This window comes from Ottowia pentelensis (assembly GCF_964341695.1).
The window spans coordinates 2,743,768-2,758,748 of sequence record NZ_OZ224513.1; the positions used below are offsets into that span (position 1 = coordinate 2,743,768).

15 protein-coding genes are annotated in these 14,981 nt (G+C 69.4%); 8 read left to right on the top strand and 7 right to left on the bottom strand.

Features of this window, described 5'->3' with window-relative positions; all coding sequences use genetic code 11:
- Positions 1-20 precede the first annotated feature (20 nt).
- Complete coding sequence (locus ACWHMB_RS13265) at positions 21-1,151, bottom strand: NAD(P)/FAD-dependent oxidoreductase (RefSeq protein WP_377478845.1); 1,131 nt, start codon at positions 1,149-1,151, stop codon at positions 21-23.
- A gap of 228 nt (positions 1,152-1,379) precedes the next feature.
- Between ACWHMB_RS13265 and ACWHMB_RS13270 the strand changes: the two genes are divergently transcribed.
- From ACWHMB_RS13270 to ACWHMB_RS13290, 5 genes are all read left to right on the top strand, one after another.
- The gene (locus ACWHMB_RS13270; RefSeq protein WP_377478847.1) at positions 1,380-2,645 is read left to right on the top strand and encodes an ABC transporter substrate-binding protein; all 1,266 of its coding nucleotides are present in this window, start codon (positions 1,380-1,382) and stop codon (positions 2,643-2,645) included.
- A gap of 68 nt (positions 2,646-2,713) precedes the next feature.
- Positions 2,714-3,472: an ABC transporter ATP-binding protein gene (locus tag ACWHMB_RS13275; RefSeq protein WP_293220387.1), complete on the top strand. Its 759-nt coding sequence runs from the start codon at positions 2,714-2,716 to the stop codon at positions 3,470-3,472.
- A complete protein-coding gene (locus tag ACWHMB_RS13280; protein WP_377478849.1) occupies positions 3,469-4,212 on the top strand; it encodes an ABC transporter ATP-binding protein in 744 nt (247 codons plus the stop codon). Before ACWHMB_RS13275 ends, ACWHMB_RS13280 begins: the two co-directional genes overlap by 4 nt.
- On the top strand, positions 4,209-5,102 hold the full coding sequence (locus ACWHMB_RS13285; RefSeq protein ID WP_377478851.1) for a branched-chain amino acid ABC transporter permease: 894 nt from the start codon (positions 4,209-4,211) through the stop codon (positions 5,100-5,102). The genes ACWHMB_RS13280 and ACWHMB_RS13285 overlap by 4 nt, the downstream gene beginning before the upstream one ends.
- Positions 5,099-6,067: a branched-chain amino acid ABC transporter permease gene (locus tag ACWHMB_RS13290; protein ID WP_377478853.1), complete on the top strand. Its 969-nt coding sequence runs from the start codon at positions 5,099-5,101 to the stop codon at positions 6,065-6,067. Before ACWHMB_RS13285 ends, ACWHMB_RS13290 begins: the two co-directional genes overlap by 4 nt.
- 33 nt (positions 6,068-6,100) lie before the next feature.
- On the opposite strand, the gene ACWHMB_RS13295 is transcribed toward ACWHMB_RS13290, so the two are convergent.
- On the bottom strand, positions 6,101-6,994 hold the full coding sequence (locus ACWHMB_RS13295; protein ID WP_293220404.1) for a LysR family transcriptional regulator: 894 nt from the start codon (positions 6,992-6,994) through the stop codon (positions 6,101-6,103).
- 104 nt (positions 6,995-7,098) lie between these two features.
- On the opposite strand from ACWHMB_RS13295, the gene ACWHMB_RS13300 reads away from it, so the two are divergent.
- From ACWHMB_RS13300 to ACWHMB_RS13310, 3 genes are all read left to right on the top strand, one after another.
- A complete protein-coding gene (locus ACWHMB_RS13300; protein ID WP_447648559.1) occupies positions 7,099-8,043 on the top strand; it encodes a hydroxymethylglutaryl-CoA lyase in 945 nt (314 codons plus the stop codon).
- A gap of 51 nt (positions 8,044-8,094) precedes the next feature.
- On the top strand, positions 8,095-9,240 hold the full coding sequence (locus ACWHMB_RS13305; RefSeq protein ID WP_293220372.1) for a CaiB/BaiF CoA transferase family protein: 1,146 nt from the start codon (positions 8,095-8,097) through the stop codon (positions 9,238-9,240).
- 206 nt (positions 9,241-9,446) lie between these two features.
- Positions 9,447-10,427, top strand: coding sequence for a tripartite tricarboxylate transporter substrate binding protein (locus ACWHMB_RS13310; RefSeq protein WP_377478857.1), 981 nt, complete (start codon positions 9,447-9,449; stop codon positions 10,425-10,427).
- A gap of 62 nt (positions 10,428-10,489) precedes the next feature.
- Here ACWHMB_RS13310 and ACWHMB_RS13315 read toward each other — a convergent pair whose 3' ends face one another.
- The 5 genes from ACWHMB_RS13315 to ACWHMB_RS13335 form a co-directional block, all read right to left on the bottom strand.
- Positions 10,490-11,212, bottom strand: a complete 723-nt coding sequence (locus ACWHMB_RS13315) for an ABC transporter ATP-binding protein (RefSeq protein WP_377478859.1) — start codon at positions 11,210-11,212, stop codon at positions 10,490-10,492.
- A complete protein-coding gene (locus ACWHMB_RS13320; protein WP_293220401.1) occupies positions 11,209-12,000 on the bottom strand; it encodes an ABC transporter ATP-binding protein in 792 nt (263 codons plus the stop codon). The genes ACWHMB_RS13315 and ACWHMB_RS13320 overlap by 4 nt, the downstream gene beginning before the upstream one ends.
- 32 nt (positions 12,001-12,032) lie before the next feature.
- Entirely contained in the window at positions 12,033-12,902 is an 870-nt protein-coding gene (locus ACWHMB_RS13325) for a branched-chain amino acid ABC transporter permease (protein ID WP_447648560.1), read from the bottom strand.
- A gap of 2 nt (positions 12,903-12,904) precedes the next feature.
- Positions 12,905-13,786, bottom strand: a complete 882-nt coding sequence (locus ACWHMB_RS13330) for a branched-chain amino acid ABC transporter permease (RefSeq protein ID WP_377478862.1) — start codon at positions 13,784-13,786, stop codon at positions 12,905-12,907.
- A gap of 65 nt (positions 13,787-13,851) precedes the next feature.
- On the bottom strand, positions 13,852-14,961 hold the full coding sequence (locus ACWHMB_RS13335) for an ABC transporter substrate-binding protein (RefSeq protein WP_377478864.1): 1,110 nt from the start codon (positions 14,959-14,961) through the stop codon (positions 13,852-13,854).
- Positions 14,962-14,981 lie beyond the last annotated feature (20 nt).

Here is a 14,981-nt window from a genome sequence, read left to right on the forward strand (position 1 = left end):
CAGGGCACGCACGCCCATCGTCAGCGCAGGCGCCGCGGCGCCACGACCTGCGGGTCGACTCCGTGACGGATCAACTCGTCCGTCAGCGGCGCGCCGGTGACCAGGCAGGCCGCCAGCGCACTGGCCCCGGCCGCGCTTTGAATGCCGTAGCCGCCCTGTCCGGCCAGCCAGAAAAAGCCCGCGCACGCATCGTCGAAGCCGATCACGATCTCGCCGTCGTCGACGAAGCTGCGCAGCCCGGCCCAGGTGGCGGTGGGCCGCTCGATGCGCAGCGTGGTGGCTTCTTCGATGCGGTGGATGCCCAGCGCGATGTCCAGCTCCTCGGGCTGCACGTCGTGCGGCGCCACCGCGTCGGCGTTGGCCGGCGAGCCCAGCAACTGGCCGGCGTCGGGCTTGAAGTACCAGGCTTCGTCGACGTCGGCCACCATCGGCCAGTCCGACACGTCCACGCCCGCCGGCGGCCGAAAGGTGAAGGCGCTGCGCCGGCGCGGCGTGAGGCCGATCGGCGCGGCGCCGAACAGCGGCGCCAGCTCGTCGGCCCAGGCGCCCGCCGCATTGACCACCACGCGCGCCTGCACGCTTTGCCCGTCGGACAGCCGCACCCGCCAGCCGCCGCCGGCGCGCTCGGCCGCCTGCGGCTGCGTGCCGGTCGACAGCTGCGCGCCGGCCTGGCGCGCGCCGCGCAAGAAGCCCTGCAGCAGCGCATTGACGTCGATGTCGAAGCCGTTCTCGTCCAGCAGCGCGCTTTGAAACAAATCAGCCCGCAGCGCAGGCGCCGCCTGCGCGAGCGGCTCCGAATTCAATAGCGTCAAGACGGTGCCGCCGGCCGCCAGCTCGGCCTGCATGCGCTCCAGTGCGGTGTGCTGCTCGGCCGTCGCCACGAACAGCGCGCGGCGCGGCGTGAGCAGGGGCACGTCGGCAAAACCGGCGGGCGGCTGCAGGTAGAAATCACGGCTGGCGCGCGTCAGCGCCCGTACGCCAGGCGGCCCGTAGCTTTCCATGAACATGGCGGCCGAGCGGCCGGTGCTGTGCATGCCGGGCTGCGCCTCGCGCTCCAGCAGCCGCACGCGCTGGCCGCCGCGCGCCAGGCGCCAGGCCAGTGAGGCGCCGGCCATGCCGGCGCCGATGATGAGCACGTCTGCGTCTTGCATGGCGGCATTCTTTCATACGGCAGGCAGGCCGAGCGCTTCCCTGCAAAGTCAGTCGATGCGATGTAAAGTGTTCTTCGCCCGGCGACCGGATCGTCAACACCAGATGACTCTCCCCGCTGTTTTTCGGATTGCCATCCGATGCTGGGCAGATGCCTCGATGCCTTCATTCCTTCGGGACAGGTCCGTTGCCGCCGTTTGTGGCGTGTTGACCTTGTGGAGGTTTTCGACATGAAACACCCGTCCCTGAAACTGGCCGCCATCGGCCTTGCGCTGGCAACCCTGGGCATGACGCCCGCCGAAGCCGCCTGCAGCACCACGGTGGGCGCCGTGATGTCGCTCACCGGCTCGCTGGGCGTGCTGGGCCAGCAGATCGCCAAGGGCAGCGAGCTGGCCATCAGCGACCTGAACGCCGCGCGCAGCGGCAACACCTGCGAGCTGAAGCTGTCGCTGCTGGACGACCAGACCAGCCCCTCGGTGGGCGTGGACGCGGCCAAGAAGCTGGTGGACGTGCAGCAGGTGCCGGCCATCATCGGCGCGCTGTCCAGCGGCGTCAGTGCCGCCATCCTGACCTCGGTGACCGCGCCCAGCCAGGTGGTGCAGATTTCGCCGGCATCGACCTCGCCGACCTTCAGCGACCTGGCCAAGCAGGGCAAGACCGGCGGCTTCTGGTTCCGCACCTGCCCGTCGGACGCGCTGCAGGGCCTGGCCATGGCCAAGGTGGCGCACGACGCGGGCCTGAAGAAGGTCGCGGTGATGTACCTGAACAACCCGTACGGCCAGGGCCTGAGCCAGGAGTTCACGGCCGGCTTCAAGCAGCTGGGCGGCACGGTGACCGAGAACGTGGTCTACAACCCCAGCCAGCCTTCGTACCGCGCCGAGGTCGGCAAGGCCCTCGGCCCCACGCCCGACGCGCTGTTCCTGATCGGCTATCCGGGCGACGGCACCACCATCACGCGCGAATGGATCGCCGCCGGCGGGCCGCAGAAGTTCCTGTTTCCCGACGGGCTGGAGTCGCAAGATTTTGTCAACGACGTCGGCGCGCAGTACATGAAGGACGTGCACGGCACCGCGCCGGGCACCGACACCACGCCTTCGCTGGCCACCTTCCAGGGCGAGTTCAAGACCAAGTTCGGCACCCTGCCGACGCAGGCCTACATCCCCAACGCCTACGACGCCACGGTGCTGATCGGGCTGGCGATGGAGCAGGCCAAGAGCAGCAAGGGCCCGGCCATTCGCGACGCGATCCGCAAGGTGACCGACCCGAAGGGCGAGAAGGTCTACGCCGGCGTGGCCGAGCTGAAGAAGGCCGCGCAGCTGCTGGCCGAAGGCAAGAGCATCCAGTACGTTGGCGCCACCGGGCCGCTGCAGTTCGACGCCAACGGCGACATCGCCGCGCCCATGCAGGTGTGGAACGTTTCGGCCCAGGGCAAGGTCGAAGGAACGGGCATGGTGACCGTGGCCCAGATCGACGCGATGCGCACGGCCAAGAAGTAGCCGCTTGAAAGCCCCGCGTGGGCGGCGCTGGATCGGCCGCCCGCGTGACAACAACAAAGGGGACAGCGATGCTCGAGGTCCGTGATCTGGTCAAGGAGTTCGGCGGTCTGCGCGCGGTGGACGGCGTGTCTTTCACGCTCGCCGCGCACACCATCACCGGGCTGATCGGCCCCAACGGCGCCGGCAAGACCACGCTGTTCAACACCATCGCGGGCGCGCACCGGCCCACGTCCGGCTCGATCTCGTTTCTGGGCCAGGCCATCGGCGGCCAGCCGCCGCACCGCATCTTTCACGCAGGGCTGGTGCGCACCTTCCAGATCCCGCGGCCCTTCGCCAGCATGACGGTGCTGGAAAACGCCATGCTGGCGCCCGCCGGTCAGGCCGGCGAGCGCCTGTGGAACAACTGGTTCGCGCGCCCCGCCGTGCGCGCCCAGGAGCGGCGCGTGCGCGAGCAGGCGCGCCAGGTGCTGGACTTCGTCGGGCTGGAGCGGTTGTCGGGCGAGTTTGCCAAGAACCTGTCGGGCGGCCAGCAAAAGCTGCTGGAGCTGGCCCGCGTGCTGATGGCCGAGCCCAGGCTGATCCTGCTGGACGAGCCCGGCGCGGGCGTCAACCCCACGCTGCTGGCCACCATCATGGACAAGCTGCAGGAGCTGCACGCGCGCGGCATCACCTTTCTCATCATCGAGCACAACATGGACCTGATCGCCCAGCTGTGCGACCCGGTGCTGGTGCTGGCCCAGGGGCGGCTGCTGATGCAGGGCACGCCGCAGGCCGTGCGCAGCGACCCGCGCGTGCTCGAGGCCTATCTCGGCGGGGAGGCAGCATGAGCCAGCAGTCCGAACTCGCGCTGTCGATCCGCGACCTGGTGGCCGGCTACACGCCCGAGGTCGACATCCTGCGCGGCGCCAACCTGCAGGTGGCGCGCGGCGAGATCGTCACCGTGCTGGGGCCCAACGGCGCCGGCAAGTCCACGCTGATCAAGACCATCGCCGGCCTGGTGCCGGTGCGCAGCGGCGAGGTGCAGCTGTTCGGCCACAGCCTGGTGGGCGAGGCCGCGCACCGCATGGTCGGGCGCGGCCTGGCCTACGTGCCGCAGACCGCCAACGTGTTCGCGCGCCTGACGATCCAGGACAACCTGGAGCTGGGTGCCTGCGCGCGCCACGACCGCGCCGGCATCGCCGAGGACCTGGCGCGCATGTACCAGCTGTTTCCGCGCCTGGCCGAGCGGCGCCGGCAGGCCGCTGGCACCCTGTCGGGCGGCGAGCGGCAGATGGTGGCGGTGGCGCGCGCGCTGATGGCGCGCCCGACGATGCTGATGCTGGACGAGCCCTCGGCCGGCCTGTCGCCCAAGCTGGTGGGCGTGGTGTTCGCCAAGGTGCGCGAGGTGCGCGACTTGGGCGTGACGCTGCTGATCGTGGAGCAGAACGCGCGCGCCGCGCTGGCCATCTCCGACCGCGGCTACGTGCTGGCGCAAGGGCGCGAGCAGGTCAGCGGCGCGGCGGCCGAGCTGCTGGCCAACCCCGAGGTCGGCGCGCTGTACCTGGGTGCCAGAAGGGGGCTCACATGATTGCCCAATACCTGGCCGACGGCATCGTGCTGGGCGCCACCCTGGCGCTGGGCGCGATCGGCCTGACGCTGACCTACAACATCCTGCGCTTCGCCAACTTCGCGCACGGGGAGTTTTTGACTTTTGGCGCCTACTTCGCGCTGCTGTTCGTCGGCGCCTTCAGCGGCGGCGCCACGCTGGGCCCGTTCACCTTCGGCTGGAGCTTTCTGGGCGGGCTGCTGCTGGCGCTGGTGCTGACGGCCGTGCTGGCGCTGGTGCTGGACTGGGCGCTGTACCGCCCGCTGCGCAAGAGCGACGTGGCGGTGGCGCTGGTGATCGCGTCCTTTGGCGCCTCGCTGATGCTGCGCAACGTGGTCGTGTTCGTGTGGGGCTCGCAGCCCGAGTACTACACGCGCAGCATCGCCATCGCGCAGGAGGTGCTGCCGGGCGTGCGGCTGTCGGCCAACGAAATCTTCGTGGTGGTGCTGACCGCCGTGCTGATGGTGGCGCTGCACCTGTTTCTGACGCGCACGCGCCTGGGCCAGCAGATGCGCGCGGTGTCGGACAACCCGGCGCTGGCGCAGGTGACCGGCATCGACGTGCGGCGCATCATCCGCTGGGTGTGGATCATTGGCGGCGGGCTGGCGGCGGTGGGCGGCGCGATGTTCGGCCTGACGGTGCAGATCTCGCCCGAGATGGGCTTCACCCTGATCCTGCCGATGTTCGCCGCCGCCATCCTGGGCGGCATCGGCAGCATCTACGGCGCGGTGCTGGGCGGCCTCGTCATCGGCGTCGCGCAGTCGCTGTCGGTGGCCTTCATCGACCCGGGCTACAAGCCGGCGGTGGCGTTCGCGCTGATGTTCCTGATCCTGCTGATCCACCCGACGGGGATCCTGGGAGAGAAGACATGAGCGGCTTGATCTCCTACCTCGTGTTTTTCCTGATCCAGGCGCTGGTGTTCGCCGTGGTGTGCCTGGGTCTTAATTTGCAATGGGGCTACACCGGCCTGTTCAACATCGGCGTGTCGGGCTTCTACCTGGTGGGGGCGTATGCCTTCGCCCTGCTGTGCGGTCCGGCGCATGCGGGCATCGTGGCAGGCTGGGGCCTGCCCTTCGTCGTCGGACTGCTCGGCGCCATGCTGGCGGCGGGCGTGGTGGCCTTCATCGTCGGCATTCCCACGCTGCGGCTGCGCGAGGACTACCTGGCCATCGTCACCATCGGCATCGGCATCACCCTGCAGCTGATCGCGCTGAACACCGCGTGGCTGACGGGCGGCAGCCGCGGCATCACCGACATTCCGCGCCCGCTGCCGGGGCTGATCGCCAGCGTATCGGGGCGCAACGGGCTGCTGCTGGGGCTGCTGGTCGTCATCGTCGTCGTGCTGTACGCCGCCCTGGAGGCCATGGTGCGCTCGCCCTGGGGCCGCGTGCTGAAGGCCATCCGCGAGGACGAGGCGGCGGCCGAGTCGCTGGGCAAGAACGCCTTCAGCTACCGCCTGCAGTCCTTCGTCATCGGCTCGGCGGTGATGGGCCTGGGCGGCGCGCTCAACGCCAGCTTCATCGGCTACATCAGCCCGGAAGACTTCATGCCGATCCTGACCTTCCAGATCTGGAGCATGCTGATCGTCGGCGGCAGCGGCAACAACAAGGGTGCGGTGCTGGGCGCCGTGCTGATGTGGGCGGTGTGGACGCTCAGCGGCAGCGCGGCGCAGGTCTTGCTGCCCGCCACCATGCAGGTCAAGGGCGGCGCGGCGCAGATCATCCTGATCGGCCTGGTGCTGATGGCGGTGCTGGTGCTGCGCCCGCGCGGGCTGATCGGCGAGGAGGCCACCGTGTCGAAGGCGGCGCGGGTCGAGGCCGGCAAGGCGGCACCGTAGTGGGGCTTGCGCGTGTGCCGGCTGCGGCAGCGTTCAGCCCTGGCTCAGGTGGTCGACCAGCAGCCGCGCCGCCGGTGACAGGCGCTCGTAGTCGCGAAAGCAGATCGCAAAGCGCCGCCTGGCCCAGGCGTCCTTGAGCGGCACGATCTTCATGCGCGATGCATCGCCCGCGCGGCGCACGATCTCGCGCGGCACCACGGCCACGCCGAGGCCGGCCTGCACGCAGCGCAGGGCGGCGTCGAAGGTCGAGACCACGGCGCGGTAGGCGATCGGCTGGCCGATGATGGCGGCGGCCCGGCCCAGCATGGTGTGCACCGCCGTGTGCGTGGGCAGGCCCACATGGTCGTGCGCCAGCGTTTGCGCGAAGTGGCAGGCACGCAGCCGGGCCAGCGCATGGCCCGGGTGCACCACCAGCACCAGCTCGTCGCTGCGGTAGGGCCGCGTCTGCAGGCCTTCGAGATCGGCCGCATCCCAGCACACCCCCACCGGCGCCAGCCCCTCGCGCAGCGCCTGCACGATGGCCGAGCTGGTGCGCTCCTCGATGTCGACCCGGATCTGCGCGTGCTCCGGCTTGGCCAGGAACGCGGCGATGTCGTCGGGCAGCGATTCGGTGATCGAGGACATCGAGGCCAGCACCCGCACCTGCCCCTTCACGCCATGGCGATACGCCGTCATGTCGCGCGCCACGCGGTCGGACGTGGCCAGCAGCGCGCGCGCGTGCTCCAGCAGGATTTCGCCCGCCGCCGTCGGCACCACGCCGCGCCGATGGCGCTCCAGCAGCGGCGCGCCGACCTGCTCCTCCAGCAATGCCAGGCGCTTGCTGATGGCCGAGGCGCCGATGTGCTCCTGCTCGCCCGCGCGCGCCATGTTGCGCAGCTCGCAGGCGGCGACGAACAGGCGCAGCGTGGTCAGGTCGAGGTCGCGGATAGCCATGCCGAAATGGAAACTTCAGGCGGAAAAATCATCGCTTTACCCGTTGATTAGGAAATTCTACATTCCGTTCGCCATCGCTCCGACTGCGCCACACCCCCATGACCGCTGCCACTTCGTCCCTGCCCCGTCACGCCATCGTCCGCGAGGTCGGCCTGCGCGACGGCCTGCAAAGCATCGCCACCGTGGTGCCCACGGCGCACAAGCTCGAATGGCTGCGCGCGGCGGTGGCGGCCGGCCAGACCGAGATCGAGGTCGGCTCCTTCGTGCCGGCGCGGCTGCTGCCGCAAATGGCCGACACAGCGCAGGTGCTGGCCTTTGCCAAGACGCTGCCGGGCCTGTTCGCCTCGGTGCTGGTGCCCAACCTGCGCGGCGCCGAGCAGGCGCTGGCGGGCGACGCGGACTTGATGATCCTGCCGCTGTCGGCCAGCCACGCGCACAGCCTGGCCAACCTGCGCAAGACGCCGGACGAGGTGGTGGCCGAACTGGGCCGCATCCGCGCGGCGCGCGACGCCTCGGGCCGCAAGACCCTGATCGAGGGCGGCGTCGGCACCGCCTTCGGCTGCACCCTCCAGGGCCGTGTCGAGCCGGCCGAGGTGCTGCGCCTGATGCAGGCGCTGCTGGACGCCGGCGCCGACCGCGTGAGCCTGGCCGACACCGTGGGCTACGCCAACCCGGCCTCGGTCAGCCGACTGTTCGAGCAGGCGCTGAAAATCGCCGGCGAGCGCCTGTCCTGCGGCCACTTTCACGACACGCGCGGCCTGGCGCTGGCCAATGTCCACGCCGCCCTGCTGCTGGGCATCGCCCGCTTCGACGCCTCGCTGGCCGGCATCGGCGGTTGCCCCTACGCGCCCGGCGCCAGCGGCAACGCGGCGACCGAGGACCTGGCCTTCATGCTGGAAGCCATGGGCATCCACACGGGCCTGGACATCCCTGCGCTGCTGGCGCTGCGCGCTCGGGTGGCCGGCTGGATCGCCGGCGAACCCACGCACGGCACGCTGTGGCGCGCCGGCCTGCCCAAGACCTTTGCCGCGACCGCCGCCTGACGCATCACGGTGCCGCCAAAGACCCAACCGACTTCATCGCATTCATCCGTCATGAGCACCGAAAACACTCTGCCGCTGGCCGGCATCCGTGTCCTTGAATTCACCCACATGGTGATGGGCCCGACCTGCGGCATGATCCTGGCCGACCTGGGCGCCGAGGTCATCAAGGTCGAGCCGCCCGGCGGCGACAAGACGCGCAAGCTGCCGGGCCTGGGCATCGGCTTTTTCCGCAGCTTCAACCGCAACAAGAAAAGCGTGGTGCTGGACATCACCAGCGCGGCCGGACGCGAGACGGCGGTCGAGCTGATCGGCACCTGCGACGTGGTGCTGGAGAACTTTCGCCCCGGCCTGATGCAGGAGCTGGGGCTGGACTACGACGCGTTGTCCGCGCGCCATCCGCGCCTGATCTACGTCAGCCACAAGGGCTTTCTGCCCGGCCCCTACGAAAAGCGCCTGGCGCTGGACGAGGTGGTGCAAATGATGGGCGGGCTGTCGTACATGACCGGGCCGGTGGGCCGCCCGCTGCGCGCCGGCACCAGCGTCAACGACATCATGGGCGGCATGTTCGGCGCCATCGGCGTGCTGGCCGCGCTGCGCGAACGCGATCGCACCGGCCACGGCCAGGAGGTGCAGAGCGCGCTGTTCGAGAACTGCGTGTTCCTGTCGTCGCAGCACATGCAGCAGTACCTGATGACCGGCGAGGCGCCGCCGCCCATGCCGGCACGCGTGTCGGCCTGGAGCGTGTACGACATCTTCACGCTGGCCGAGGGCGAGCAACTGTTCATCGGCGCCGTCAGCGACAAGCAGTTCAACGCGCTGTGCCGCGTGCTGGGGAGGCCCGAGCTGATGGAGCGCCGGGAATACGCCGACAACGCCGCGCGCGTGGCGGTGCGCCCGCAGCTGCTGGCCGAGCTGGGCGGCATCCTGGCTTCGCACCGCGTCGCGGATCTGACGCCGCGGCTGGAGGCGGCGGGCATTCCCTACGCCCCGGTGTCGCGCCCCGAGCAGCTGGTCGACGACCCGCATCTGCGGCAAAGCGGCGGCCTGGTGCCCATGCAGACCGACGACGGCGACAGCACCGACGTGGTGCTGCTGCCCCTGACCATGGGTGGGCGCCGCCCCGGCGTGCGCATGCCCCTGCCCAAGGTGGGCGAGCACACCGACGAAATCCTCTCGTCCCTCAAGACCACCGCCTAAGAAGGTGTGAACGAAGCCTTCATGCCCGCCTTGACCGCCAAAAGACGCCCGCTCGGCGTTGCAAATGCTCGCCGTAGCTCGGGCTACGGCTGCGCTTTGCGCCTTGATCGGCCGGCTTTTGACGATCCTTTCGGGCACTCTGGATTCATTCACACCTTCTGAACCGTCTGGCACCTTTCTTTCTCAACCCCCATCAGGAGACACACATGACCCCTTCCACCCTGGCACGCCGCGGCCTGCTGAGCCTGGCCGTCGCCGCGCTGGCGACCGCGCTGGCCCCCAGCGCCGCCACCGCCGCGCCGCCGCTGCGCGTCATCCTGCCGGTCAGCGCCGGCTCGGGCGTGGACGTGATCGTGCGCTCGGCGCAGGTGGCGCTGACCAAGGCGCTGGACGGCCAGGCGGTGGTGATCGAGAACATGCCCGGCGCGGGCGGCATCACCGGCACGCAGGCGCTGGTCAAGGCCGCGCCCGACGGCAACACCATCGCCATCGTTTCCAACAACCACTCGGTCAACCCCAGCGTGTTCAAGAAGCTGCCCTACGACAGCCTGGGCGACATCACGCCCATCACCGTCATCGGCGGCTCGCCCTTCGTGTTCGTGGTCAACCCCAAGCTGCCGGCCACCAACGCGAAAGAGCTGCAGGCGCTGCTCAAGTCCAAGCCCGGCGAACTCAACTTCGCCTCGTCCGGCAACGGCACCATCATTCACCTGGCCGGCGAAATGATGATCGAGGCCGTCGGCGGCAACGCGCGCCACATTCCGTACAAGGGCATGGGCCCGATGATCACCGACCTGATGGGCGGCCAGGTGGAGATGGGCGCCTCGGCCGTGGCCGCCGTGCAGGGCCAGATCAAGCAGGGCAGCCTGCGTCCCATCGGCGTGATGGGCAAGCAGCGCGTGAAATCGCTGCCCGACGTGCCGACCATCGCCGAGCAGGGCTTTCCGGACGTGGACGTCGCCGGCTGGTTCGCCGCCGTCGGCCCCAAGGGTCTGCCGCCGGCCCAGGTCAAGCGCCTGCACGACGCGCTGGTCGCCGCCTTCAACGACCCCGAGGTCAAGGCCGGCTTTGCCCAGCGCGACGACTTCTTGATCCTGGACACGCCCGAGCACAGCGCGCAGTTTCTGAAGTCCGAGCAGGAGCGGTACGCGCGCCTGGTCGAGAAGGCCAAGGTGGCCATCAACTGAAACCAAAGCGCCGGACCGGCGCGGTGGCGTAGGTGGGACGCACGGACGGCCCAGGCTCCGTGTCAACCGCCGAGATAGGCCTGCCGCACCCGCGGGTTGTCCAACAGCTCGCGTCCGCTGCCTTGCAGCACGATGCGCCCGGTCTCGATGACGTAGGCGCGCTGCGCGATCTTCAAGGCCTGGCGCACGTTCTGCTCGACCAGGAAGATCGTCAGGCCCGCGCGGTTGATCTCGCGCAGCGTGCGGAAAATGCCTTGCACGATGATGGGCGCCAGGCCCATCGAGGGCTCGTCCAGCAGCAGCAGGCGCGGCCTGGCCATCAGCGCCCGGCCGATCGCCAGCATCTGTTGCTCGCCGCCCGACAGGTTGCCCGCCAGACCGTCGGCGCGCTCGGCAAGCACGGGGAACAGTTCATGCACCCGCGCCATGTCGGCCGCGCGCTCGCCGCGATCGCGCCGCGTGTAGGCGCCCAGCTCCAGGTTCTCGCGCACCGTCAGCGTGCTCAAGATGGCGCGTCCCTCGGCCACCTGCACCACGCCGCTGGCGACGATGCGGTGCGGCGCCAGGTGCGTCAAATCCTGCCCGTCGAACAGCACGCGCCCGCCGGCCTTCCTGACCAGCCCCGACAGCGCCAGCAGGGTGCTCGACTTGCCGGCGCCATTGGCGCCCACCAGCGTGGTGATCTCGCCCGCGCGCAGCTCCAGGTCGATGCCGCGCACGGCCTCGACCTTGCCGTACGACACCGTCAGGCCCTGCACCTGAAGCACTGGCCGTGGATCGCTCATGGACGAGCCTCCGGCAACGACGCATGGTCTTCTTCGTCCTCACGCCCCAGGTAGGCCTCGATCACCTCGGGGTTGTTGCGAATGGCCTCGGGCGTGCCGCGCGCGATGATGCGGCCGAAGTTGAGCACCGCGATGTCCTGGCACAGGTTCATGACGAAGTGCATGTCGTGCTCGATCATGAAGATGGTGTAGCCGCGTGCGCTGATGCGCCGCACCTCGTCCATCAACTCGTCCTTCTCGCCGCCGTTCATGCCGGCGACCGGCTCGTCGAGCAGCAGCAGCTTGGGCTCGCTCGCCAGCGCGCGCGCCAGTTCCAACTTGCGCTGATCGCCGTACGACAGGTTGTCCGCGCGATCGTCCAGCCGCGCGTCCAGCCCTACCCAGGACAGCAGCTCGCGCGCGCGCTCGCGGGCCTGGCGCTCCTGGCCGCGAAAGCGCGGCGTGCCAAAGACCAGGTCATGCATGCGGTAGTGCAGCCGCGCGTGCAGCCCCGCCATCACGTTGTCCAGCAGCGTCATCTCCTTGAACAGGCGGATGTTCTGGAAGGTGCGCGCCAAGCCCAGGCGCGTAATCTGGTGCGGCGCCAGGCCGGCCAATGGCCGGCCCTCGAACTCGATGCGCCCGCCGGTGGGCTCCAGCAGGCCGGTGATCAGGTTGAACACCGTGGTCTTGCCCGCGCCATTGGGGCCGATCAGGCCGAAGATGCCGCCGCGCGGAATGTCCAGGTTGACCTCCTGCAGCACCTTCAGGCCGCCGAAGGCGCGCGACAGCCCGGCCAGGCGCAGCAGCGGCGTCGGCTGCGACGCGCGGACCGCCTCGCTCATGGCCGCCTCCGCGCCGCGGCATCGCGCCACTGCCGAAAGCGCGCCACATCCCAGATGCCGCGCGGCAGAAACAGCACGATCAGCACCAGGATGAGGCCATTGATCACCAGCCGGAACTGCTGCAGCACGCGCAGCAGCTCGGGCAGCACGGTCAGGATCACGGCGCCCAGCACCGGCCCGGTGAGGCTGCCGATGCCGCCCAGAATGGCCATGGTCAGGATCTCGACCGCGCGGTCGAAGCCGTATTCGTCCGGGCCGATGAAGAACGTCAGGTGTGCATTGAGCGCACCGGCCAGGCCGGCGATGGCCGCGCCCAGCACGAAGGCCAGCATCTTGCAGCCGTCCACGTCCATGCCCATCAGGCCGGCGGCGACCTCGTCTTCGCGGATGGCCTCGAACGCGCGGCCGATGCGCGACACGCGCAGGCGCCACAGCAGCAGCAGCACCGCCACCAGGGCCAGCGCCACATGCCACCACTGGGTCAGCTGCGGAATGCCGTTGAGGCCCAGGGCGCCGCCGGTGATCGCGTTGGCGTTGAGCAGCACGATGCGCACCACCTCGCCAAAGGCCAGCGTGGCCATGGCCAGATAGACGCCCGACAGGCGCAGCGTCGGCTTGCCGATCAGGAACGCCATCAGCGCCGGCGCGGCCATGCCGGCGGCCAGCACCACCGGAAACGGCCAGCCCAGATCGACGGTCAGCAGGGCCGAGGCGTAGGCACCCAGGGCCATGAAGCCGGCGTTGGCGATCGACAGCATGCCGCAGGCCAGCGTGAGCCAGATCGACAGCGCCAGCAGCGCGTTGGTGCCCACCGACAGCACCAGGTTGCTGTAGACGTCCCAGAAGGTGCCGAGCCAGGCCGCCATGTCTATACCTTGCGCTCCATCACACGGCCGAACAGGCCCTTGGGCCGCACCAGCAGGATCAGGAACAGCAGGCCGAACGCCACCGCGTCGCGCATGCTCGAGCCCACGTAGGCCACCGACAACACCTCGGCCAGGCCGAGGAACAGGCCGCCGATCAGCGCGCCTCGCATGTCACCCATGCCGCCCAGGATGATGACCGCGATGCCCTTTTCAAGCATGGATTTGCCCATCAGCGGATACAGCGCGTTGGAGTACAGCCCGATCAGCACCCCAGCCACCCCGCCCAGCCCGGCAGCGACGAACGAGGTCAGCATGAACAGGCCCTCGACGTTGATGCCCAGCAGCCAGGCGGCGCGCGGCGATTCGGCAATGGCCCGCAGCGCGCGGCCGAGCTGCGTTTTTTGCAGCGCCAGCAGCAGCACCGCCATCAGCGCGAAGGACAGGAAGATGATGCCGAGCTCGAGCGCGGTGATGTCCACCCCACCCAGCGACAGGCTGCGCTGCGACACCAGTCCCGCCGGAAAGCGGATGTTCTGCGCGCCAAAAACGCCCTGCACCACGTTGGTCAGGATCATGCCGACGCCGATGGTCGCGATCATCGGGATCAGGTGCGGCGCGCCGCGCGCGCGCAAGGGGCGCAGCACCAGCCCGTCGATCAGCAGGCCCACGGCGCCGGCAAAGCCGAAGGCCACCAACAAGGCCGCCCACAGCGGCAAGGCCCAGTGCGCCACGGCCTGCTCGGCGGCGTAGGCGCCCACCATGAACACCGCGCCGTGCGACAGGTTGATGACGCCCAGCACGCCGAAGATCAGCGTGAAGCCCAGCGCGAACAGCGCGTACACGCAGCCGAGCGACAGGGCATTGACGAGCTGCTGGGCCAGCACGGCCAGGGTCCTCCCCGTTCGTCAGGCGCGCGGCGGCGGCACCCGGCCACCGGCGCGCGCCGGGCTCATTTCTCGATGACGAACTGTTCGCCCTTGGTCACGCTGACGATGGCGGTCTGCTGGGCGTCGTAGCCGGCGGGTTTGCCGGCCTTGTTCATGGCGCGGTGGAACTGGAAGGCGCCGGTCGCGCCGGTCCATTTGACCTTGGGCAGGGCATCGCGCAGCGCCGTGCGCTCGGTGGCCAGGTCACCGTTCAGCTTGATGGTCTTGAGCGCCTGCACCATGATGTGCATGGCGTCGTAGGACTGGGCCGCGAACTGGTCGGGCGGGGTGTTGAACTTGGCCTCGAAGGCCTTGATGAAGGCGACATTCTCCGCGCTGTCGTTGCTGGCCGACCAGGGGCTGCCCACGTACAGGTCATCCGAGGCGCCCTTGGCCAGGGTGAAGACCTTGACCGAGTTCATGCCGTTGCCGCCGATGAAGGGCACGTTGATGCCCAGCTGGCGCGCCTGCACCATGATGGGCGCGCCCTCGGCCAGCAGGGCCGACAGCACGATCGCGTCCGGATGCGTGGCCTTGATCTTGGTGAGCTGGGCCTTGAAGTCCACGTCGCCCTTGGCGAAGGTCTCGGTGGTGGTCACCGGGATGTGCGCGGCCTCCAGCGCCTTCTTGAAGTTGTCATAGCCGCTCTTGGTGAACACGTCGTCGTTGCCGTACATCACGGCAACCTTCTTGATGTGGGCGTGCTTGACGGCCACGCGCAGGGTCTCGGGCAGCACATCGGCCTCGGTGACCGAATTGCGAAACACGTAGTCGCCGATGGAGGTGATGCCGTCGGCGGTGTTGGACGTGCCAAAAGCCACCGTCTTGGCGCCCTGCGCGATCGGGTCGGCGGCCTGCGCCGAGTTGGACAGCGTGGGGCCGAACACCATCAGCACCTTGTCCTGGAAGATCAGTTTCTTGAAGACGTTGATCGCCTCTTCCTTCTTGCCCTGGTCGTCGTCGACGATCAGCTTGAGCTGGTTGCCGTCGACGCCGCCCGCGGCGTTGATCTCGCCGGCGGCCAGCTCGAAGCCGTGGCGGATCGAAATGCCGTACTGCGCGGCGCCGCCGGTCAGCGCCTCGGCCATGCCGATCTTGATGTCGGCCGCCTGGGCACTGGCGCCCAAGGTCATCAACAGGGTTAGCGCACCCA